We start from the raw sequence: 23,363 nt of genomic DNA on the forward strand, positions 1-23,363 counted from the left end.
ATCTGAATTCTTCTGCCGAAAATACATTATTAGCAAAGTTAAACCCGTTAATTCTTCACAACACGGAGGTTTTATGAAGAATCGCTTCCATTTAATTTTCACAATTTTAATCATTTCCGCACTATTTTTCCCGATTAACGCACAGCTCGGATTACCGCAAGTAGAGGAAGTTTACGGCGGACGAATCACGGATATCGAAGTTGTCGCGCTCAATCCGGTAACTTCGCGGATTTTTATCACCACAGAAAGCGCAAATTCGATGTTTTATGCAGATGTTGACCATTCCAGCGGCACACCGGTTTTTGGTGCATTTACGACCATTGCCGATGTTGACACCAACGATGGATTTGGCAAAAATATCGAATCTGTTCGCGCAGATGGCGCATCCGGGCAAATATTTTTTACCCATCAACGCAATATTTATTCCGTTTCAACAACTGCCGGCTCGCTTTCAATGCTGAACAACAGTGTTTTGGCAATTGAAACGTACGACGGTAATTTGTATTTCGTGAAAGAAATAGGTGGTGGATTGGAGCTCCATTTTGGCGCTATTAACCCGGCCTCCGGCGTGTTTTCTGAACACTCGGATAGCCCGATTTCGATTGCCAGCTCATTTTCAACACCACCTCAGCAGAACACAGCTGTTCGCGTAAATCCAGCGAACGACAGCATTTACGTGTTTCTCGAAGGCTCCCCGTCTCAAATTTTTTGTTCGAACACAACTTACAACAGTTTGACTAGCGCCTCCCTTTTTACCGAACTTGATACCACAGGACTGGGTGTTGCAGACAATTACCGATCTTTCGGCATTGCACCGGACGGGCGGTTGTATATCGGTGGGCGCACCGGCGTTGAGCCCAATCATTTTAAGCGGGTTGCATTTTCCGATAACAACGGTGCAAGCTGGGATACACTGCGTGTTCCTTTTGGCGGCACCGATGGCCCGAATATCGAATGTGCTGGCAGCGGAGCAAATTATTCGGTGATGTTCGGTTCAAACATCGGTGTCAATCGGGGTGAAAACCCGACAGATTGGAACGGCTTTGGGTGGAATGGTTTCGAAACGCATGCGAATGACGGCACAGTTGCTTGCGATCCGCTAAACCCGAATGTCGTTTACATGACCACAGATCAGGGCATTGGCGCATCTACCGATCGCGGTGAAACAATTTTTGAAATTGACGAAGGCGTTGAGGCTGTGCAAGTTAACGATTTTGATATGAACACGGCAAAAACCATCGGTTGGACAGCATCAAAATCCGGGATTCGACGGGTTGAAAACTATGCTTCTGCCAGCGAAAATTGGCGAATAATGTTTCCAATGGGAGATGGCTCGCCATATTATTCGATCGCAATGGACCAATCCGATTCAACTGGAAATACGGCTTACGCCGGAAATGTTCGCGTTTACAAAACCACCGATGGCGGCTTCAGTTGGGACCGCATTTTTGATGTTCAAGATCCGTCATGGGGATTCAGTTTCTGGAGTTACATTTCCAGCATCAAGATCCACCCGGAAAACAACGAAGTTGTAATAATCGGTGTAAACTCGCCGGACAACGGTGTCAAAGGTGGCATTTTTTGGACGGAAGATGGTGGCTCAACCTGGGATAAACTGGATACAACCCCGTACAACACTGAGGTTCTGGATTTTGAATTCGTTTACAACTCAGATAGCACCACAACAATTTACGTTGCCTGCGAATATGTTAGCGATGGAACAAGCTCGTCATATGGCGTAAAAAAAATAACTTACGATCCTTCGGTTGGCGTACCGGTTTTTGAAAATAGCATGATTGGCGAAACAGGAACAGTGATTACCAATTTTGGCGCACGCGATCTCGCACACAATGATGCCGGTGATATATTTGTCGCCGGAAACAATGGCGCAACGGATGAACCGCGCGTTTATGTAAAATATGCCGATTCGACCCATTGGGAAATGTTACCGACTGCAACGCTGCCCGGAATTGGTCGTGTTCCCGCAATCACGGTTGGCGAAACACCCGATGGAAATCAAACACCATTTATTGCCGTAGATTCGAATATCTATTATTTAGATGTAAATACCTGGAAATTGGGATTTTCTTACCCGATCGGTATGGATATTAATGTGTTGTTTTGGGATGATTTGCTGGTTGGCACCGGCACTGGTTTATACGGTCACTTTTTCAACAGCACAACCGGGCTCGATGATAAAAGAGATATTGCTACTCCCAACACATTTCATCTGACTCAAAATTTTCCGAATCCGTTCAACCCTAAAACCACCATTCGTTACGAGATTCCATTTTCGGCGCGGGTAAAGCTTTCCATTTTCAATATTGCGGGACAGGAAGTTGATATTTTAGTAAATGAAATGCAACCTGCGAATACATACTCGGTTTCGTGGAATGCGGGCAAATTCCCGTCCGGGGTATATTTTTACCGGCTGGAAACTTTTTCAGCAAATCCTAAAAACAGCAATTTCAGCGAAGTTCGCAAGATGATCTTGCTCAAATAAACTATTGTTTTAGAACAAAAAAAAAGCCCTGCTAAAACAGGGCTTTTTTTGCACAAAAATTTTTCAGAAAAGTTTTTAGGCTTTATTTTTTGAAGAATATTTGCAACCCTTCGGTGCAATTTCGGCACATTTCAATCTGATCCCGGTGCGATATAACCTTTTTGCGGAAATCATGATATTCTTCCCCATTCCATACCGATGCAAAATCCTGTTTATTTAAATCTCCCAATTTGAACCAAGCATCTTTGTCAAAACAGCAGGGAATTACCGTTTTATCCCAGGTCATTGCGGAGCCGTACCAAATTTTTTTGCAATACCCGGAATATGAACCTTTCAATTGGAATTTGCCGTCTACTTTTTTATAACGCCGATATTTGGGATTTTTTGGCAAAGTAGCCTCTGCATTATCAAAATCGTAAATCTGTGGCGATTTGAATACAACCCGGTCAACACCCAATTGTTTACCCAGTTTTTGGATATCTTGCATCTCGTGCTCATTGTGTTGCATTACAATAAATTGCAAATCTGCTCTTGGGAACATCTTCCCCTGTCGCTTTCGTGAAGCCATAAATTGCTCAATCCCCCGGATTACCCGGTGAAAATGTCCCGCCTGCCGGTAAATTTTATAAGTTTCTTCTGTTGCTCCATCAACAGATAAAATTAAACGCCCCAACTTGCTTGCGGCCAGTGCTTCTGCAAATTCAGGATTTGCCAACCGAGTTCCGTTTGTGCTGATCACGGTAAATATACCTTTATCATATGCATAATCGATCATATCAATAATTTCCGGATTGATAAAGGATTCACCTTGAAAAAACAACAACAGAACCCAGGTGTGATCGGCAATTTCATCTATCACAACCTTATATTCAGCAAAAGTCATATTGTCCTGCGGACGCAACAGCGTTTTCAATCCAACCGGGCATTGCGGACATCGTAAATTACAAATTGCCGTTGGTTCAATGATAAATGTGTATGGCTTGCCCCAAACAAAATATTTTCCGGTTAATCGAGATAATGCATACGATGAAAGTATTTTGCATGCATTGATAAATTTTGAGAAGCTCCATAATGGTAATAAATAGCTGATATATGACAACATGCGATGATCTCTATAATTGAAACTGGATGAGCTGGACAAAAAAAAAGGACATTTACGGTTAGTTAATGTCCAAAAAAATAAAAGGCGACGAGGCTTATTTAAAATAATTTAGGAGGGAGGTTTCTAAGGAGAGACCCCGTCGCCTGATTATTAACTTAATTAATTTTCATGTACTACACAAGATATTCTTTGGTTTTGCGTATTTTTTCAACTTTTGCAACAAACCCTGAACTGTTGTAATTATTGAACTTAGAACTTTTTCAGAAACCATTGTTTTATGTATTAGAATATTTCATATTAAAATTATCAATTGCTTCAACCAAAAGTAAAATCGGTTTTATGCTTAAAATACAAATGGTTTTGCAGCATTTGGGAAAATATAATGTATCTCTAAAATACTCCAGCGATCATCAATTTCTACAATTGTTGCCTGTAGAATATCCCCTTTTTTCAACCGGTTGAAAATTCTGGCGTTTAATTCCACATTTTCCATGTTACTGGTTAATTGCAAATTAATCAAATTACAGCTAGTGTCCTGCGATCTGTTTAATTTTGTAATTTCAAAGAACCCACTTTGTTGATGATGTTCATCATCGTCACGAATTAATAAAATTTCAAACAAATTATAACTTTTTAAATATTCATTTAGCGCCTTAACAACCCTCGGAACATCTGTTTTTACAGTTTCATAATATTGAACAAAATTTTTTTTCAGATCTATATGGTATTCGTTTGCTAACCAGGTTACAAAACGTGCCAGGTTTTGAAAGATCCGGCTAAAATGCGGTTCGCGTTCCTGGGCAAAATTTTTAACCAACCAGACGGACATAAACTCGAGAATATGTTCGTGGTTTATTTCATAAACATTATTTAAACCGATATGCTCGGACAGGTATTCTTCGAAAAGTTCGATATCGCAAGCGACACAGCCCATATCTTCAGATGGATTTTTCGACTGGTCATCCACAAATTTTTGGATCACCTGATGGATATCTTCGTAATAGGGCGTTGTATTTTCCCACTCAGACTCGAACTCATAATCGTCATCGCGCTGCTGCCATTCGTTGCCTTCTTTATAATCTTCCTCAACGGACAACAACTCTTCAAAATGATCCAATGCGGATTCGTTCAAACGCAGTAACAATGTACTTTCCTCTCGCCGGACAAAATCGATCATCACATCAACAGTAAATTCAGCAAGTTCGATAAGATCCAAATCATCCTCATCGAATTCGATCCCTTTTTCTTCATAATAAAACTGTAGCAAAGTGTCTAATATGGTGTGATGCAACAAATCGACAGGTGAGATCAATCCGGCAAAATATACATCCTCGCTCAACAACAGACGAATTCTTTCTGCTCTGTCCATGAGCATTCGTTCATCTTCCTCATCCAGGCTATGACCAAACAAGTGATTTTCCAATGATTTAATATCGTGTTTTTTATCGTCGAAGTCTTCATCAAGAAAATATTCGAAACTATCACCCAGTGTAAAACACAAAGTTCCAAGGCTTTCAAATGATAAATGTAAACGAAAATCTGCGCCTCTTCGTTTAAAAAAACGTTGCTCAAGCTGATTACCAAGTTGGTTGACCATTAGGAAAATAAAATAATCCAGTTTGGTCATTTCATAAATTTCTTTATCCCAACTTTCGAGAAACTCTCTGGCGGATATAAACGTTTTTTGGAACCGCTCCGACAATTATTCGACCTCCAAATCATTTTGTCGTGTCAATTTACTAATCGTCCAAAAGTTAGTCAACATAAATTTGGGCGTTTTTAGAAACGGTTCCAAGCTAAGAAGATTCTTAAAGAAATGAAACCAAAAGATATTAATGCGACTTTTTAACCTCATTAATTTAGCAATTCAGTATACCAAAAAAGAAAGATCTGTAATTGTTAATACCCTGAAATAAATATGAACCGAGTATTTTCAGGCGCCATAACTATCTAATAATTATCAAGTTGTCGAGTGTTTGTATTTGAAACAATCGACCGTATGATCATTCACCATTCCAACGGCCTGCATAAATGCATAACAAATGGTAGACCCAACAAATTTAAAACCCCTCTTTTTCAGATCCTTACTCATTGCGTCAGATTCCGGTGTTTTAGCGGGGATATCTCGTAAATTCTGCCGCGAATTGACGATTGGTTTTCCGCCAACAAACTGCCAGATATATGCATCAAAACTGCCATATTCTTTTTGAATTTCAAGAAACGCTTTTGCGTTTTGTATTGCCGCATCAATTTTCAACCGATTTCGGACAATTCCGGCATCTGCTAAAAGCAACAGCTTTTTGGACTCGTCATATTTGGCAACTTTTTCTGCATCAAAACTATCAAACACACGTTTGTAATTTTCTCGTTTATTCAAAATGGTCTCCCAGCTTAACCCTGCTTGGGCACCTTCGAGAATTAACATTTCAAATAAATGGCGGTCATCGTGAACCGGCACACCCCATTCTTCATCGTGGTATTTGAGATACAAAGGATTTTTTTCAGAAGCCCATTCGCATCGTTTCATCTTGCTCCCTTTTGAGAATCAATAAATATCAAAAAATTGATCATTTAAGCGACGCTACAATATTTTTAAGCCGCAATGTTCAAATAGCGAGACCAGTATCCTTGCCATTCACCATACTGTTCCGCGATTGTGGCAAGACCGGTATATATTAATTTGCCATAACAGCGCCCCGCAGAATTAATTAGATTTTTATCTGCCAATAGTGCATGTTCTGTTCTTCCAAGCCCATTTAACAATATATATTTAGCTGCCCAGGCACTCATTCCCCGAATTTTTATCAGCCACTCGAAAACTGTTTGATAAGGTGATTGCACTAAAAAACTTTCACGGACATCGCTAAAAGCTCGCCCCAAATGTTGCAATGATTCAGCTTTGAGCTCGTCGTTTAACTGATTGCAAATATCAAAATAGTTCGCAAAAGCCAAGTCTTCAGGCTCTGGGAAAATATGAATACGTATTTGGCGCATTTGAATTACGGTGCCAAAATGGTGTAACATTCGTCGCTTCATATGCCTGGCACTCTCAATTGTATTGTTTTGTTGTAAAACTGCCCAGCAAGCATTTTCAAAAAGTGTCAGAAATTTTACAGGGTGATACCCATACAGCTTTTGCAAAACTGGATAAAAATGTGTGTCATTTTTTCCGATGCGATAAAAATAATTGAGATTGTCATAAAGACTGAGAAATTGACTGATGCGGTCCAGAACAATCAGGCGGGTATTTTCGTAAATTGGATTTTCGGAGAGGAGCAAAAATTTTAGTCGTGGATTTTCAATTGTGCCAACGGATTTAAGCCGGAAAAGAATAGCCTGCCGATTCACACTTGTTCCCTTGGCAATCGAGTGATTGCCAAACATGATGTCCTCATCCTGCTCAGATACAATTTTCAACCACTCACGAGACAACTCAAAATTAAACGGCGGCGTGGGATGTAAAATGCCGTTGGTCGCATGCCAATTCATTTAAATTATCTCGATTAAACAATTGTTAATAATGAAATTGTAGACGGGAAAATCGGGCAAATAAGCTACAAATTACGACCAGGTTAAAACTCTTTGATGACTTGCACAACACTACCCAACATTTGAAAACCGGGTGTTTTTTCATCCAAAATCATGGATTGACGATCAGGATTTGAGCATTCCAACCGAATGCGTTGAGCAACACGAAAAAAACGCCGAATGAGGATGCGTTCACCAAGTTGGGCTGCGATCAACTCACCATCGCGGTAGTTTTTTTCACATTTTACTACAACATAATCACCTTTTTTTATACCGGCATCCAGCATCCGGTTGTCATTTGCTTCCAGCGTGAACCGGTCATCGACTGATACACGCCGGTTAACAATCCATTTTTCCAGCACTCCGGCTGCAGGTGTTGCTTTGGCGAGCAGCTGCTCACCACGGGGCATACTAAAAAAATCTTCACCGGATTTTGGTTCTTTGGCCGCCGGCTGACCGAGCAAATATGTTTGCCGAAAATGTACCATAAATTTCCCCGATTAGTTCAAATCTCTGATCAGTCCGACAACACACCCCTGAATACTCCACTCACTTTGCGGATAGATATCCGGAATGGCGGGGTTTTCAGCTTTGAGAAATTTTTCTTTCCCACGAACGATCAGGCGTTTGACGGTTGCTTCGTTGTCGTAATTCATTAATGCGACAACAACTTGCCCGTGCTCGGCAGCCTGTGTGGATTTCACGACAACCAAATCACCATCGTTAATGCCAGCATTGATCATCGACTCACCCTGAACCCGCAAAATAAAATAGTTACCTTCCGAACGGATCATCCGGCGAGGCACAACAACATAATCATCGATATTCTCATTTGCGAGTATCGGAGTACCAGCGGCTACACGCCCGATGATAGGTAGACGGGCAATTTCGCTGTCATCCGCACCGCTCAAATACGCTTCGTCTAATATGCGAATGCCGCGGGCGGTAGTGCCATCGCGGGCGATTTTGCCTTTCTTTTCCAACGCTTCCAAATGGCGGACAACGCCATGTTTGGATGCGATGCCAAAATTATCGGCAATTTCCTGATAGGTTGGCGGATACGAGCGATCGCCAATGTAATCGGCGATAAACCGTAAAATTTCTTCCTGACGCTGGGTCATTCCTTTCATTTCTGCATCCTCAAATTGTGGGTGTATGGTTATCAGATCAAATTCAACCGACGTAAACCCGGATATTTCAATCGTTTGGCGCTGTTCCAGAATTTTCAAATCCTCCACCACATCGCCGGGGTTTCGCCGGGTAAAAGCTTTCATCACGTCCGCTGCACTGGGCGGGTAATCCAACACCAGCAAATGCCCCTGAATAAACCGCAGGATTTCCCGTTGCTGGCGTGTCATCGATTCTAACATGATGATTTCTCTGTTTAATTCAACATAAATAGTGGAAAAGAATCCACCGAAGTATACTTATATACACCTGTTATTATACCAATCCGAAGTTGTTTTGTCAAGTGAAAAATCAAAAAAAGATATAAAAATGTTCACGTAATTCGAATTTTTTTAATTTTGCTGTCATTTTTTCGCGTCATTTTCCGTCAAAATTTACGCTGTTTTGAATATTTTTTTGAAAATATGGTGTATAAACGTTAATTATAATGATCTATGGGTAACTTTTTTGCTGAACATCCGTAAAGTGAAGTTGTTTGAGGAAAGTAATATTCAACAGGAATTTCGATGATGAACAGCTACAATTTACGATGGTTTCAGGTCTTTTTGGCACTGCTGTTTTTGGGCGCGGGGGTTAGCGCCCAGAGCTGGCATTCTGATCAATATTCTTCCGAAATGCGCCGGAAAGCCGAACGGCGCTACTTGCCGAAACATCCGAAAATGCCCGTTTTTCGTTATTATGACTACACCGTTATCGAACGGTCACAAATTATTGACGGTCATGTTGTCGTTGTCGGACATCACCTGCGGGTGGAAGGGCTGGTTCGCGGGAGCATCCTCGTTTTGGATGCGGATGTAACCATTGGCAGCGGCGGTTTGGTGGAAGGCGGCGTGACCAGTGTTGCCGGTCAAATTTATCTGTCTGATGGCGGAAATGTGCGCGGGAATATGCTTGAAACCCATCGCGACTTTATTTCGCGGCAACGCGACCAGATCAGCAAAGTGTATCGCTACAGTTGGCGACCGTACCGTGACAGATCGCCGTGGTACCGGATGGATGATCCCGATGAAGAAAATCTGCTGGTGCGATACAACCGCATCGACGGCGGATTTGTCGGATTCCAGATTCCGCAGGAATATCACAGACACGTCTATCTTTCGCCATACGGTTTTGTGGGATACGGCTTCGAAAGCCGAAAAGTGCGCTACCAAATAGGGCTGGATCGTCCGGTGCTGCACCAGCACAACAACGCAACAATCATCGGCGCAGAGCTTCACAGCCTGACCGATACGCAGGATGAATGGCGGCTGGACCAGATGGAAAACAGCCTCGCCGCGTTTTTTGCGAAACAGGATTATTACGATTATTTCGAGCGCGAGGGTTACAGCATCAGCCTCACACAACTGCTGATTCCATCGGTTCGTGCAACGGTTTCGTACCGGAATGATGATTACAAAACGCTTGCCGCGCAAACCAATTGGGCGCTGTTTAATGGCGATGCCAATTTCCGGCGCAATCCTTTTTTGGGTGAAGATGCCGGCAATATGCGCAGTATTTTCACGGCTTTACGCATCGATACTCGCAATCGCCAAAACTATCCGACCCGGGGCATGTTTGCCGAAATTAACGGCGAATTTTCCAATCCCGGACTCGGCGGCGATTTCGATTTTGAACGATATTTATTGAACGTATCACTATATCAGCCATTGACTTACGGCGAGAATTTTCAGATTCGCGCCATTGCCGGAACGTCCACCGGTGAACTGCCGTTACAAAAACGGTTCGAGCTTGGCGGCATCGGTTCGCTGCGCGGATTCAGTTATAAAGAATTTACCGGGAACCGCATGTTTCTGGCAAATATTGAATATCATATCATGCCGGATTTGATGGACGACTGGTTCGATCTGGACGGTTTGGCATTCATTTTATTCAGCGATGTGGGAAATGCCTGGAACGGCAGCAGCGATGAAAACATCATCCAAAGCCTTCGCCCGCTGCGCTGGGACAACCTCAAATCGAGCCTTGGTTTTGGCATCGGCGATGATGACGGCACATTCCGGCTCGATTTTGCAAAACGCACCGATCGCAGCGCAAATATGGTGGTAACGCTGCGGTTACAACAACCATTTTAAACCACCGCGAGAACTTTTGGGGGCAAAGGTTCAATCATTTTTAAGGCTGTTTCAGAGGGAATTTAATGAAAAAATATTTTTGGGTTGGCTGGCTAATTTGCTGTGCAAGTGGAATATGGGCACAGAATAACCGGTTGGAATTGAGAGACATTGATTTTGAGGACATTCTGGTTGGGGGATTTGAGCTGCGTTCCGACAGGCAGGTAAGCATAGATGCGACAGGCGCCGGACAGGAAGGGCAGCGCAAATATTTTCACAGCCGGTTTTACGATCCGAACGACATGTTTGTTTACAGTTGGATCATCAACGCGGATACGCGGGAGCTGGTGTGGCGCATCACCCGGGGCAACAGTCGAGAAATCGATTCCGAATTTATGCGAAATTTCAACGGTTCGCTGAAGCTGGCATCCGGACGATACGAGGTGTACATGTGCGCCCGCGAACCGGACAAAATCATGATCAACAACGACAACTTCCCCAGTCTCGGCAAATGGCTGAAACATTTTTTTAATACGGACGAATTCAGCAAAGATATTTTGGGCAAATGCCACATCACGGTGAGCGGTGTAGACCGCACCTTCGACCGGCGCGATGTGCTCACCTATCAGGAAACGATCCGGCGCAATGCGGTGGTTTCCATCTCCAACATCCGCGATTCCGAAGTTTACGATCGGCGCTTCAGCCTCACAGAAAACGGCACGTTCGAAATTTACGCCCTCGGCGAAAGCCTGGAAGACGGGCTGTACGATTACGGCTGGATCATTCGCGAAGACAACGGCGAAACCGTTTGGGAAATGGACGATGATCACAGCGAATACGCCGGCGGCGCCACCAAAAACCGTCAGTGGCGGACGACCATTTCATTGCCATCCGGAAATTACAGCGTGCATTATGTAACGGACGATACCCATTCATCTGAGGAATGGAACGCTAATCCGCCGTATGATCCCTATTTTTGGGGTGTTACGCTGCGCGGTGTTTCGGGCAAATTCGATCCATCGGCAATTACAGAATTTCGCCCCAAACAAACCCGTCCGTTTGTAGAAATGACCCGGCTGGGCGACGACGAATATGTTGAACGCACTTTTGAATTGAGCAAGTCTGCAAAAATCCGCATTCACGCAATGGGCGAAGGCAGCGATGGCGACATGAGCGATTACGGCTGGATCACCGATGCCAGAACCGGCAAAAAAATTTGGGAAATGACCTTCCGGGAAAGCCGCCACGCCGGCGGCGGATACAAAAACCGGGTGGTCGATACCGTGATTGATTTTCCGGCAGGCACCTATCGCGTTTATTTTGTGACGGACGGATCGCATTCGTTCGGTCACTGGAACACCCGTCCGCCGCGCAACGGCGCGGATTGGGGCATTACGCTGGAAATGAGCGAGCCGAATGCCGCGCCGCAAATAAAATTGTTGCAGGAAATTACGCCGGATCCGGTTATCGCCCTCACCCGCGTTGGCGATGATGCGTTGGAAAGCGTCATTTTTCAGGTGGATAAACCCACAAATCTGCGGGTGATTGCCGTTGGCGAAGGCCGCAACGATGAGATGTTCGATTTCGGATGGATTGAAGACATGCGCACCAAACGGCGAATCTGGCAAATGGATTATCGCAAAACCACTCATGCCGGCGGTGCGGACAAAAACCGGCAGGCAGAAGAAGTCATCAATTTTGCGCCGGGAACCTATACATTATATTATAGAACGGATGATTCCCACGCCTATCGCGACTGGAACAGTCGTGCACCATATCGCCCGGAACGCTGGGGGATTGCGCTTTTCCCGGTGGATGACGACAAACCCAAAGGGCTTCACGTGCTGCCTGGTATTCCGCAGGCACCGGAAATCCGCGATTTGCCCAACGAAAACGTGGTCGCCCAGATTATCGAAGTACACGACGATGAGCACATCCGCAAAACTTTCCGGCTAAATCGCGAAACGCTGATGATGGTTTACGCCATTGGCGAGGGTGATGATGAAATGTATGATTACGGCTGGATCGAAAATCGCAACACCCGCGAAACCGTTTGGCGGATGGAATATCAAAAAACCGAACAAGCCGGCGGCGCCGACAAAAACCGGCTGTGCCGCGAAACCATTTTGTTACCGGCCGGCGAATATGTGTTGCATTATTTAACGGATGGATCGCATTCGTTTGAGGAGTGGAACGCCCGCCCGCCGCGCGACCGGTTTAATTACGGCATCACGCTGTACGAGCTGGAACGGCATTAATTTTTAATCAATTGATCAGCCCTGCTCCAAACGGGCAATCAGCGGATGGGAAATGATTTCCGGCAGGTTTAATTTTCGCAAATCCGCAATGGTTTGATTCACCGGATATTCAACCCGTTGAAAATGGAGCAATTCCGTTGCCCGGTCCCAAATTGCAAACGCAGCCCGCGGATCGCCATCGCGCGGCTGCCCGACCGCACCGGGATTGATCAGCAGCGTATCACCATCCCGAAAAATCTCAACATCATCAGACTTCAGCACCAGCGCTTCCCCGCCCCTCAACCGGCAAACCATCGGCAAATGGGTGTGCCCGAAAAATCCCGTCGCAAATCCGCGACCGGCAATCGCCGCAAGATTTTCGGAACTATTGGTTTCGTTCACAAATCCGAACAAAAAATCCGGGTTGGTTGGCGCGCCGTGTCTGGCAAGCCAGTTTTTATAAGCCAATTCCGGTGGCAGTTTCAGCAACCAACTGGTTTCGTTGGCTTGCAGCATTTCCCGGCTCCATGCCGCCAGCATCCGGCTGGATTCATCCGCCCGCTGCCAATCGCCGGTGCCAACCCAATAATCGTGGTTGCCCTGAACAGCCAGCAGATTGGGCAAATTCCCCAATCGCTGAACGCACTCTCGCGGATGTGGACCGTAACCGACAGCATCGCCCAAAAATAAATAGTGCGTCGCGCCCAACGCAGATGCTGCTTTCAGCACTGCATCCAGCGCCGGAAGATTGGCGTGCACATCGCCAAAAACGCAAATTTTTGCGGAACGGTCGCGTTTTGCTGCGCTTTTTTGCGGCTGAAAAGCCAGATTTTCCATCCCCCGAATTAACGCCTCATGTTTTTCGCGATTCTCAGCGCCAACGAGCTGCTGCGCAACGCCGGTAACCAGCAATTCCCATTCGTCATCTTTGTGAAAATACGGGCGCAAATTCCGGTTCAAATCCCGCCCGAATTGATGCCATTGCGCCGGAACAACCGGCGGTTCCGCCGCAATTCGCCGGACAATCGCCACTGCCATCGATCCGATACCGGCATCGGGAATCAGATCGTCATCCAGATAACACAGCACATCGCGTTCGGCGGTAAATCCAAAATTAGCGGGATTTAAATCCGGCATCACATCGTGAATTTGCAGCGAACGCAGCGCGATGCGCAACATTTCCACCCACCAGCGCGATCGTGCTTCCCAGTGATGCACTTCGCTAACGGTTTTCATGAGTGGCGTGGCGCTGCACAGCCAATATTTGTCATTCGCAAAATAAACAAACCGGAATTTTTGGGGATGCCACAACTTGTACAGCTGTTCGCGCGTGTCCCATTCATACAATTTTTCGATCAGTGAATCGGAATTTGCCGATACCAAATCCGTATGCGTTTTGAAAACGAGATTGCCGGAACACAGCAAACGAGTGGTGGTTTTGGTTGCGCCGTTTTCCAATTCGGTAACGCCAACGCGATTGCGCCACTCGACAGCATCCGCAGCGTTCATCATTTCGAAAATCTGCGCGGCCGGCGGCATTTTCTCCTGCGAAACGCCTGCGCTAAAAATCGCTTGCGCGGTTTTGGGACGCGGAAACCATGAGTTCATTGGTCAGTCCTCCAACATCGCTGCCGGTCGATGCCGGGCATTCGTTTAATGTTGATTTTCACAAAATATTCAAAAATTTTTTTTGGCATTCGTTGATTCCGGTTGCACAATTCTAAAAATTTTGATTGTTGAAATAGAAAAAAATTGTAAAACTATCATCGGATCGATCCCAAAACCCTGAACCGCCGGAACCGGATTAAGTCGATAAATTGCATTTTTTTGAAATATTATCCGTGACCTATTCCACGAGATTGCGGGGCGATAATTTTCACTCGTGTAATTTTGGCAGGAAATTCATTTCGTCGAATTGCAAAATGGCAGTTTTCCGATACCGATTTGGCATTCCGAACCGCGTTTTCTGATGAAAAAATCAAAAAATGCCGTATTTTAGCACCAGTTTGCAAATGGCATCTGTTTTGCTAAATTATTGTGGGTGAGTGTAAAAATTTGTGGTTGAAAACGGATATTCAACATTTTTTAACGACACAATTTTTGGAAAACAGGATGACTGACCCGAAACATCATTCGCTGAAACCGGCAACGTCCACTTCGCTGCAGTTGATTTCGCCTGTTCGGGCAGATTTGCTGCCGCGACCGCGATATTATCTGGTTCCCGAGGTGGAAATTATCGCAACAGCGCAGGAAATTTTGCTGATTATCGATATGCCCGGCGTTCCCGATGAATGGCTGGATGTGGTACTCGATCGCGATCAATTGACCGTTGAAGGCATCGTGCGGATGCCCGCGGAAATCGCCGCCAACGAACGACATTTTTTTGCTTTCCGGCGTCAATTCCGCATCGAGGAATCGATCGACAGACGCAAGGTTTCCGGCAGTTTTCGTGATGGCGAGCTGCGCATTCACCTCCCGCGCCAGGATGGTGCAAAACCGGTGAAAATTCGCATCAAATAATGGAACTCTGCTCCTAGGTTTTGTGTATATTCATGAACTGATAACGGAGTTTTTAGACTTAAGTGATTGATTTTATTGAACATAAAACAAACAACCAAATAAAGGAGAGCGTGGACTATGCCGTTCATGTTTGATTCGACATTTTTGATGTTAATTCCTGCGATCATTTTGAGCATTTATGCCCAGTTCAAAGTGCGGAGCACTTACAAAAAATACCGGGAAGTGGCCAACCAGGCTGGCATTACCGGTGCCGAAGTTGCGCGGCAAATTTTGCGCAGTAACGGGCTGGACGATGTGGCTGTGGAAGAAGTGCCCGGCACCCTGTCCGATCATTACGATCCGCGCGACAAAACCGTGCGGCTGTCCACGGATAATTTTCGCGGACGTTCCATCGCTGCGCTGAGCATTGCCGCACACGAGGTCGGACATGCCATTCAGGATGCCAAAGATTACGCACCGCTGCGCATGCGCCACGCCATTTTGCCGGTTGCCAATATCGGCAGCAGCTTGTCGATGTGGTTGATTTTGGCTGGCTTTTTCTTCCAGTTTTCCGGGTTGTTCACCGCCGGCATTCTGTTCTTTTCCGGCGCGGTGCTGTTCCAGTTGGTAACGTTACCGGTTGAATTTAACGCCAGCTCCCGCGCGCTGGAACAGTTGGATGGCTACCGCTATCTCCATCGCGATGAAATGCCGTTTGCCCGGAAAGTGCTCAACGCAGCCGCGCTGACTTATGTTGCCGCCGCCGCTGTATCGGTTCTGGAACTGGTGCGATTGCTTATTTTACGCAATTCGATGTCCGACGATTAATCGCTACAGCTATCGTGATTTTTCGCGCGGCGCAATTCGGTTGTTGAATTTGCGCCGCTTTTTTTGAACAATTCAAAGGAAGAATTTCAGATGAAAAAGCAAACCAAATTTTCGGTTTGGTACTATGTTTTCGTAATCATCGGTTTGCTGGCATTGCAAACCATCTTTTTCACCGGCGCACCGCCGCCAACGGAAGTATCGTATAAATCATTTCTCGAAGAATTGGATTCCGCAAAAATTGCCAAAGTAGTGGTTTTGCCGGATCGCATCATCGGCGAATATGTAGCGGATTCCACGGATGCGACGTCCGAAAACATCACGCCGGGACCGTCCGCGCCGTGGCGTTTTCGCTGGGATGAGATCGAGGAAAAATCTGCCCGGCAGTTCACTGTCAATCGCCTTCCCGGCGTTGAAGATACCGAATTGCTGCCGGCTATCCGCGCTGCCGGTGTGGATTATTCCGGCAAAATCGAAGATAATTTTTTACGTAACTTCATATTAAACTGGATATTACCGTTCGGTATTTTATTCCTGATCTGGGGATTTATTTTCCGGCGAATGAACACCGGCGGCAGCTCCGTTTTGAACATCGGGAAAAACAAAGCCAAAATTTACGCAGAAGATCCCAAAAACCAGGTCACGTTTAAAGATGTGGCGGGTGTGGACGAAGCCGTGGAAGAAGTTCGCGAAATGGTCGAATTTCTGAAAGATCCAAAAAAATATACACGGCTCGGCGGCAAGTTGCCCAAAGGCGCGTTGCTGGTCGGACCGCCCGGAACCGGCAAAACGCTGCTCGCCAAAGCTGTTGCCGGGGAAGCCAAAGTGCCGTTTTTCAGCATGAGCGGCTCCGATTTTGTGGAGATGTTTGTCGGTGTCGGCGCATCGCGGGTGCGCGATTTATTCCAGCAGGCAAAGGAAAAAGCGCCGTGCATCATCTTCATCGATGAAATTGACGCCATCGGAAAAAGCCGCTCCCGCAACGCCACAATGGGCGGCGGTTACGACGAGCGCGAAAATACCCTTAACCAGTTGCTGGTGGAAATGGACGGGTTCGATCCCGGTTCCGGCGTGATCATCATCGGTGCAACCAACCGCCCGGATGTGCTCGATTCCGCGCTGCTCCGTCCGGGTCGTTTCGACCGACAGGTGCTGGTGGACAAACCCGATCTCAACGGCAGGATTGCCATTTTTAAGGTGCACACCAAATCCATCACCCTCGGCGACGATGTGGATTTGCAGCGACTGGCATCGCAAACGCCCGGTTTCGCCGGTGCGGAAATCGCCAATGTTGCCAACGAAGCGGCGCTGCTGGCGGTTCGCAAAAGCAAAAAAACGGTGGATATGATCGAATTTGAGGAGGCCATCGAGCGGATCATCGCCGGGTTGGAAAAAAAGAACAAGCTGATCAACGAGCGCGAACGGAATATTGTGGCATATCACGAATCCGGACACGCGATTATCGGTTATTTCACGCCGGGCGCGGATAGCGTGCAAAAAGTGTCGATCGTGCCGCGTGGCATTGGCGCACTCGGCTACACCCTGCAAATGCCGCTGGAAGATCGCTATTTGATGACCAAATCCGAGTTGCTCGGAAAAATAAAAGGGCTGCTCGGCGGTCGCGCCGCCGAAGAAATTATTTTTGGCGAAATTTCTACCGGTGCATCAAATGATCTGGAACGCGTTGCCCAAATCGCCAGAAATATGGTGGTGGTTTACGGCATGAGCGACCGTTTGCCGAATCTTTCGTTAGTGCAAAACAACGGCCCGAACTTTTTGGGGCAGGGTGCAAACCTCAGCCGCCGTTCGGAAGAAATTGAGCGGATGATTGATCAGGAAGTGCTGGAAATGATCAACGAATGTTACGAGCAAACCAAAACGCTGCTCATCGAAAAGCGCGAATTGCTGGACGCGATGTCCAGCGCGCTGCTGGAAAAAGAGGTGCTCGGCTATCACGAAATCCGGGAAATTTTGGGCGAACAAACGCCGACAGAATCGCCGGAGATGGCTGAATAATTAAGGTTTATCAAAAAAGCGGGTTGGTTCCAACCCGCTTTTTTATGAGTTTGGCAATTGTTTATTTTTAAAAGCTATTGAATAAACCGCTCAAAACGTTTATCTTTTCGCCCGAATCAACTCTCCGGTGCAGATAATCCGGTTGAGTATTGATTACCAAGCTTTAGCGTGCAGTTTGGGCACGCGAAAAACGGATACTCAAAGCTAAAGCCTGGCAATCGAAATCAGTTTTAACGACCAATTCCATCCTTTGCCTCCGCTTTAGTTTTTTCAGGAATTCAATTTTTTTGATTTTTTGGAAACTGTAAAATGCTTTACGCGTTGAAGTTTTTTGGAAAAAGCCGTTTTGAACATAGCATATTCATAATGTCATAAATAACAACAACTAACCTAAAAACAGATGAGGTTCAGCAACATGAGTCAGGCAAACCCCATCATGATCGAAGCAAAAGGATTGAGCAAATTTTATGGTCCTTTTGTTGCCATCAAAGATATCTCGTTCGAAATTCCCAAAGGGCAGATTGTTGCATTTTTGGGACCCAACGGCGCCGGGAAAACCACCACAATGCGTATTTTATGCGGATTTTTGGCGCCGACAGCCGGCACATCCCGCATTGCCGGATATGATATCACCACTCAACGTTTGGAAGCTGCCCGCCGGTTGGGCTACTTGCCGGAAAACGGACCGCTGTATCCGGATATGACGCCGGTTGAGTTGCTCAATTTTTTTGGAGATGCTCGCGGAATGGCGCCGGAAGTGCTGAAAAAGCGCATCAACACCGTTATTGAGCAGTGCGCATTGCAACAAGTTCTCGAAAAACCGATTGGCAAATTATCCAAAGGCTATCGCCAGCGGGTGGGATTGGCGCAGGCACTGTTGCACGATCCCGATGTTTTGGTGATGGACGAGCCCACCTCGGGACTCGATCCGAACCAGATTCTCCAATTCCGGAAAAATATTAAAGAATTGGGGCGCGAAAAAACCATTCTGTTGTCCACCCACATTTTGCAGGAAGTGGACGCCGTTGCCGATCGCGTATTATTTGTTCACGACGGGCGGCTGGTTTTCGACGGCACACCGGCAGAGTTGAAAGAAAACGGCTCGCTGGAAACGCCGTTTTATCGCCTCACCGGCAATCTTCCCACAAATTCACCAAAAAAAATTGAACCCGAAACCGTTAGTGAGGAGGAAAAACAGTGAATTTAGATATCAATTTTAAGGTGGTGCAATCGATTTTCAAGCGCGACCTGAGATTGTATTTCACCAATCCGTCCGGCTACGTTTTCATCACTTTATTTATATTTTTAAGCGCTGCAGCCGCATTTTGGCAGGAGCGTTTCTTTTTGAATAATTTAGCCAATCTCGATCAGCTAAACGCCATTTTCCCGCTGCTGCTGGTGCTGTTTATCCCAGCGCTGACGATGGGCGTTTGGGCTGATGAAAAACGTCAGGGCACTGATGAATTGTTGCTCACCCTGCCCGCCACCGATCTGGAAGTGGTGCTCGGCAAATATCTGGCGACGCTGGGCATTTACACCGCATCGCTGCTATTGTCGTTGAGCCACGTGATCGTGTTGTTCTGGCTCGGCAGCCCGGATTTGGGACTTATGTTTGGCAATTACGTTGGATACTGGTTGATCGGCGCAGCGTTTATCGCTGTCGGCATGCTCGCTTCGCTGCTCACGGCAAACGTGACCATCGCGTTTATTTTGGGCGCGTTGTTTAGCGCAGCACTGATATCTATTGATGATATCGGCGGGTTGATCAGCCAATCCGTTGGCGAATTTTTAGCGCCACTGGGCGTTTACGGGCACTTTGGCGATTTCGCCCGGGGCATCATCAGCTTTTCGGGATTGATTTATTTTCTCTCCATTATGGCGGTAATGCTCTATCTCAACGTGTTGCTGATCAGCAAACGCCATTGGCCGCTGGAAGCAGACGGGATGAAAATGCAGCAGCATCACAGCATTCGTGTGGTTGCGCTGTTGGTTGGCGTCATCAGTTTGAACGCCATTTTGGGACGCATCGGGTTCCGGATGGACGTGACCGCCGAGCAACTGCATTCACTTTCGGATGAAACAGAGCAGCTTATCGACGAAATTTCCGATGAGCGCCCGGTGTTCATTCAGGCATACATCAGCAAAGAAGTGCCGCAACAATATGTGCAAACCCGGGAAAACCTCGTCAGTTTTCTGAAAGAGATCGACGCAATCGCAGACAACAAGGTTGAAGTGCTCATTCACGATACCGAGCCATACACCGAAGAAGCCCGCGACGCACGGGAGAAATTCGGCATCAACGCGATGGAAATTCCCAATCCGGGCAGCGCCCGCGCCGGAAGCATGCCGGTATTTATGGGCGTGGCGTTCACCTGCGGTGCGGAAGAGGAAGTGATTCCATTTTTCGATCGCGGCTTGCCAACCGAATACGAATTGGGTCGCAGCATCCGCGTTGTCGCCAAAACGGAACGCAAAAAAGTGGGTGTTGTGGTCACCGAAGCCAAATTATTCGGCGGATTCGATTTTCAGCGGAGCAGCACATCGCCCGCATGGCAAGTGGTGGATGAGCTGAAGAAACAATACGAAGTGGTACGCATCGCACCAAAAACACCCATCACAGAGGAATTGGATGGTCTGGTTGTCCCGATGCCGTCAACCCTGGCGCAGGACGAAATGGATAACCTGATGGCGTATATCAAAACCGGCGTGCCAAGCCTCATTTTGGAAGATCCGCTGCCGGCGATCGATATCAGCATGGCGCCATCCGAACAAGCCGGCGCCAATCGCAACCCGTTTATGCAGCAAGGTCCGGCGCCAAAAGAAAAAGGCAATCTGGACGGATTTTTCCGCGAACTGGGTGTTACTTTCGCAAAAGACCAAATTGTGTGGGATGCCTACAACCCGCATCCGGATTTGGCGCAATTGCCGCCGGAAATCGTGTTTGTCGGTCGCGGTAACGAAAACGCGGAAACCTTCAACGCTCAAAATTTGACCAGCGCACATTTGGAACAACTGGTGCTGATGTTTCCCGGTTACCTCAACAAAGCGTCCGGCGCAAATGTGGAATTTACGCCGCTGGTGAAAAGCGGTTTTGTTTCCGCTGTCCAGCCGTATAGTATGATGGTTCGCCGCAACTTTTTGGGCATGAGCCAACTGAATGTTCGCGGATTACCGCATCGCCCGAACGCGGTGGATTACACGATGGCCGCGTGGGTGAAAAGCCAGCCGGATTCTTCGGCGAACGCCACAAACATCAACGCGATTGTTATCGCCGATCTCGATTTTATTTCCGAACAATTTTTTGAAATCCGCAAACAGGGGATTTCAAATCTGAATTTTGACAACGTTTCGTTTTTCCTCAACTGCATCGATGTGCTGGTTGGCGATGAATCGTTTGTTGCGTTGCGCAATCGCCGGGTGAAGCATCGCACGCTCACATCTGTGGAAGCGCAAACGCAGGAATACATCCAGCAACGCGCTGCGGATGAGCAACTGGCAGAAAATGAAGCGCAAGTTGCCCTCACGGATGCACAGCAGCGACTCACTCAAAGAGTGCAGGAAGTGCAGCAACGCACGGATCTTGATGAGCAAACCAAACAAATTATGGCGCAGAATATTCAGGAAGTGGAGCAACGCCGTTTCGATGCGCTGAAAACCAACATCGAAGCGGAAAAAGAAGCCAAAATTGCGGCCAGCAAAGCGGAAATGGAAAGCAAAATCCGCAATATCCAAAACGGCATCAAAACGATGGCGGTGCTCATTCCGCCGATTCCGGTGCTGGTGATCGGCATCATGATTTTCATTCGCCGCCGCCGCCGGGAATCGGACAGCATTTCCGCATCGCGCCGGGTGTTGGTGTAAATTGTTCCGGGCGAACCATCGTTTCGCCCATACGAAAGCAATTGGAGGATAACAATGAACGAAAAAAAGAAAACCATGTATTTTGCGGGAGCCGCGCTATTGCTGGCGTTGCTGGCATTTGCCACAACACCCAGTCGCGTAACACCGAATGCATTTTTGGATCAGGGTGAAGAATTTTTCCCGGAATTTAAAGATCCGAATACAGCAACTTCGCTGGAAGTCATCAATTTCAACGAAGAAACCGGCGAAGCCGTGCCGTTCAAAGTGGAATTCAGAGATGGCAGATGGACGATTCCGTCGCACCACGATTACCCGGCGGATGGCAAAGAGCGATTGGCAAAAACTGCCGCAGGTGTCATCGGCATTACCAAAGATGATTTCCGCAGCGACAACGTGAGCGACCACGAATTATGCGGCGTTATCGATCCGCTGGACGAAACCGCAACAACCCTCAGCGGACGCGGAAAACGGGTGACCATCAAAGGCGAAAACGATAAAATTCTCGCAGATTTTATTGTTGGCAAAGAAATTGAAGGTCGTGAAGGCTTCCGGTTTGTTCGCGTTCCCGAGCAAAAACGGGTTTACGCCGTGCGGATGGATTTGGATATCAGCACCAAATTCAGCGACTGGATCGAATCCGATCTGCTGAAAGTGGGCAAAGAGAGTGTCACCCAAATCCAGTTGAAAGATTATTCGATCAACGAACGCACCGGCGCCATCAATCGCCGCAGCGAAATTGATCTCACCAAAACCGGTGACAAATGGCAAATGGATCGCCTGCCCGCCGGAAACGAAGTCAACAAAATGAAAGCAGACGGACTGCTGAACACACTGGACAACCTGAAAATTGTTGGCGTGCGCACCAAACCGGAAGGACTTTCCGCCAGCCTGAAGCGCACCGAAAACGCAGTTGAATTATCCCAAAACGACATGCGTTCGTTGCAAAGCAAAGGCTATTATTTTGGACGCGACGGCAACCTGTTTTCCAACGAAGGTGAAATGGAAATTCGCTGCAACGACGGCGTAATTTATACCCTGCGCTTTGGCGAAATCGCATACGGCAGTGGTTTCGACGTCAGCGCGGGCGTGGACGACCCGGATCAGCTCGACAAAGGCGTGGCGGAAAACCGTTATTTGTTCGTCACCACCAGTTTCGACGGCAGCAATTTTAAAGAGCCAAAACAACCGGCGAACACGGATTTTCTCAACAAAGCAGACAGCCTGTGGAGCGAAGCGGATAAAACCAACAAAAACCTGTATGACGCACATCAGGCATGGCAGCAAAAAATTGACGCCGGAAAAACCCGTTCTGATGAGCTAAACCAGCGTTTCGCAGATTGGTATTATGTCATTTCCAACGAAGATTTCAAAAAATTTGACCTCTCGCGGGAAGATTTGATGACCAAAAAGAATGGTTGACCGGTTATTTTAGCACATTTTTTTTCGGAAAGCGCAATGCGGATTGCCCGTTTTGCGCTTTTCTTTTTACTGCCACGCTATTTGTTTTTCTGCCGTGATGTTGTAAATTCCCAAATATATCGCAAATTTTTTGC

At 46.8% G+C, this 23,363-nt stretch carries 16 protein-coding genes; 9 read left to right on the plus strand and 7 right to left on the minus strand.

Going from position 1 to position 23,363, the window contains the following annotated elements; genetic code table 11:
* The first annotated feature begins 73 nt into the window (after positions 1-73).
* Positions 74-2,503: a T9SS type A sorting domain-containing protein gene (locus tag H6629_03135; protein MCB9066793.1), complete on the plus strand. Its 2,430-nt coding sequence runs from the start codon at positions 74-76 to the stop codon at positions 2,501-2,503.
* 82 nt (positions 2,504-2,585) lie between these two features.
* Here the strand turns inward: H6629_03135 and H6629_03140 are convergent, their stop codons facing one another.
* From H6629_03140 to lexA, 6 genes are all read right to left on the minus strand, one after another.
* Positions 2,586-3,605, minus strand: coding sequence for a radical SAM protein (locus H6629_03140; GenBank protein MCB9066794.1), 1,020 nt, complete (start codon positions 3,603-3,605; stop codon positions 2,586-2,588).
* A gap of 343 nt (positions 3,606-3,948) precedes the next feature.
* Entirely contained in the window at positions 3,949-5,307 is a 1,359-nt protein-coding gene (locus tag H6629_03145; GenBank protein ID MCB9066795.1) for a hypothetical protein, read from the minus strand.
* 258 nt (positions 5,308-5,565) lie between these two features.
* Positions 5,566-6,132: a DNA-3-methyladenine glycosylase I gene (locus H6629_03150; protein ID MCB9066796.1), complete on the minus strand. Its 567-nt coding sequence runs from the start codon at positions 6,130-6,132 to the stop codon at positions 5,566-5,568.
* A gap of 65 nt (positions 6,133-6,197) precedes the next feature.
* The gene (locus H6629_03155; protein ID MCB9066797.1) at positions 6,198-7,094 is read right to left on the minus strand and encodes a hypothetical protein; all 897 of its coding nucleotides are present in this window, start codon (positions 7,092-7,094) and stop codon (positions 6,198-6,200) included.
* An 83-nt stretch (positions 7,095-7,177) separates the two neighbouring features.
* Positions 7,178-7,621, minus strand: coding sequence for a hypothetical protein (locus H6629_03160; protein ID MCB9066798.1), 444 nt, complete (start codon positions 7,619-7,621; stop codon positions 7,178-7,180).
* A 12-nt stretch (positions 7,622-7,633) separates the two neighbouring features.
* Complete coding sequence (lexA, locus tag H6629_03165; protein ID MCB9066799.1) at positions 7,634-8,503, minus strand: transcriptional repressor LexA; 870 nt, start codon at positions 8,501-8,503, stop codon at positions 7,634-7,636.
* 324 nt (positions 8,504-8,827) lie between these two features.
* Between lexA and H6629_03170 the strand changes: the two genes are divergently transcribed.
* Together H6629_03170 and H6629_03175 are read left to right on the plus strand one after the other, a co-directional pair.
* Positions 8,828-10,393, plus strand: a complete 1,566-nt coding sequence (locus H6629_03170) for a BamA/TamA family outer membrane protein (GenBank protein MCB9066800.1) — start codon at positions 8,828-8,830, stop codon at positions 10,391-10,393.
* Positions 10,394-10,458: 65 nt separating this feature from the next.
* Positions 10,459-12,630 carry a hypothetical protein gene (locus tag H6629_03175; GenBank protein MCB9066801.1) on the plus strand — a complete coding sequence of 724 codons (2,172 nt, stop codon included), beginning with the start codon at positions 10,459-10,461 and terminating at the stop codon, positions 12,628-12,630.
* 15 nt (positions 12,631-12,645) lie between these two features.
* Here the strand turns inward: H6629_03175 and H6629_03180 are convergent, their stop codons facing one another.
* Entirely contained in the window at positions 12,646-14,217 is a 1,572-nt protein-coding gene (locus tag H6629_03180; protein ID MCB9066802.1) for a metallophosphoesterase family protein, read from the minus strand.
* A gap of 504 nt (positions 14,218-14,721) precedes the next feature.
* Here H6629_03180 and H6629_03185 point away from each other — a divergent pair.
* From H6629_03185 to H6629_03210, 6 genes are all read left to right on the plus strand, one after another.
* Positions 14,722-15,129, plus strand: a complete 408-nt coding sequence (locus H6629_03185) for an Hsp20/alpha crystallin family protein (protein MCB9066803.1) — start codon at positions 14,722-14,724, stop codon at positions 15,127-15,129.
* A gap of 117 nt (positions 15,130-15,246) precedes the next feature.
* Positions 15,247-15,936, plus strand: coding sequence for a zinc metallopeptidase (locus tag H6629_03190; protein MCB9066804.1), 690 nt, complete (start codon positions 15,247-15,249; stop codon positions 15,934-15,936).
* A gap of 90 nt (positions 15,937-16,026) precedes the next feature.
* Positions 16,027-17,949: an ATP-dependent metallopeptidase FtsH/Yme1/Tma family protein gene (locus tag H6629_03195; protein ID MCB9066805.1), complete on the plus strand. Its 1,923-nt coding sequence runs from the start codon at positions 16,027-16,029 to the stop codon at positions 17,947-17,949.
* A gap of 415 nt (positions 17,950-18,364) precedes the next feature.
* The gene (locus H6629_03200; protein ID MCB9066806.1) at positions 18,365-19,150 is read left to right on the plus strand and encodes an ABC transporter ATP-binding protein; all 786 of its coding nucleotides are present in this window, start codon (positions 18,365-18,367) and stop codon (positions 19,148-19,150) included.
* A complete protein-coding gene (locus tag H6629_03205; GenBank protein MCB9066807.1) occupies positions 19,147-21,810 on the plus strand; it encodes a Gldg family protein in 2,664 nt (887 codons plus the stop codon). Before H6629_03200 ends, H6629_03205 begins: the two co-directional genes overlap by 4 nt.
* 54 nt (positions 21,811-21,864) lie before the next feature.
* Positions 21,865-23,229: a DUF4340 domain-containing protein gene (locus tag H6629_03210; protein ID MCB9066808.1), complete on the plus strand. Its 1,365-nt coding sequence runs from the start codon at positions 21,865-21,867 to the stop codon at positions 23,227-23,229.
* Positions 23,230-23,363 lie beyond the last annotated feature (134 nt).

It is taken from the genome of Calditrichia bacterium, from assembly GCA_020634975.1.
GTDB lineage: Bacteria > Calditrichota > Calditrichia > RBG-13-44-9 > J075 > JACKAQ01.

Bases quoted from the DNA above. Each gene is read 5' to 3' on its own strand.
- H6629_03135 (MCB9066793.1), top strand. From the start codon at position 74: ATGAAGAATCGCTTCCATTTAATTTTCACAATTTTAATCATTTCCGCA.
- H6629_03140 (MCB9066794.1), bottom strand. From the start codon at position 3,605: ATGTTGTCATATATCAGCTATTTATTACCATTATGGAGCTTCTCAAAA.
- H6629_03150 (MCB9066796.1), bottom strand. From the start codon at position 6,132: ATGAAACGATGCGAATGGGCTTCTGAAAAAAATCCTTTGTATCTCAAA.
- H6629_03155 (MCB9066797.1), bottom strand. From the start codon at position 7,094: ATGAATTGGCATGCGACCAACGGCATTTTACATCCCACGCCGCCGTTT.
- H6629_03160 (MCB9066798.1), bottom strand. From the start codon at position 7,621: ATGGTACATTTTCGGCAAACATATTTGCTCGGTCAGCCGGCGGCCAAA.
- lexA (MCB9066799.1), bottom strand. From the start codon at position 8,503: ATGTTAGAATCGATGACACGCCAGCAACGGGAAATCCTGCGGTTTATT.
- H6629_03170 (MCB9066800.1), top strand. From the start codon at position 8,828: ATGATGAACAGCTACAATTTACGATGGTTTCAGGTCTTTTTGGCACTG.
- H6629_03175 (MCB9066801.1), top strand. From the start codon at position 10,459: ATGAAAAAATATTTTTGGGTTGGCTGGCTAATTTGCTGTGCAAGTGGA.
- H6629_03180 (MCB9066802.1), bottom strand. From the start codon at position 14,217: ATGAACTCATGGTTTCCGCGTCCCAAAACCGCGCAAGCGATTTTTAGC.
- H6629_03185 (MCB9066803.1), top strand. From the start codon at position 14,722: ATGACTGACCCGAAACATCATTCGCTGAAACCGGCAACGTCCACTTCG.
- H6629_03190 (MCB9066804.1), top strand. From the start codon at position 15,247: ATGCCGTTCATGTTTGATTCGACATTTTTGATGTTAATTCCTGCGATC.
- H6629_03195 (MCB9066805.1), top strand. From the start codon at position 16,027: ATGAAAAAGCAAACCAAATTTTCGGTTTGGTACTATGTTTTCGTAATC.
- H6629_03200 (MCB9066806.1), top strand. From the start codon at position 18,365: ATGAGTCAGGCAAACCCCATCATGATCGAAGCAAAAGGATTGAGCAAA.
- H6629_03210 (MCB9066808.1), top strand. From the start codon at position 21,865: ATGAACGAAAAAAAGAAAACCATGTATTTTGCGGGAGCCGCGCTATTG.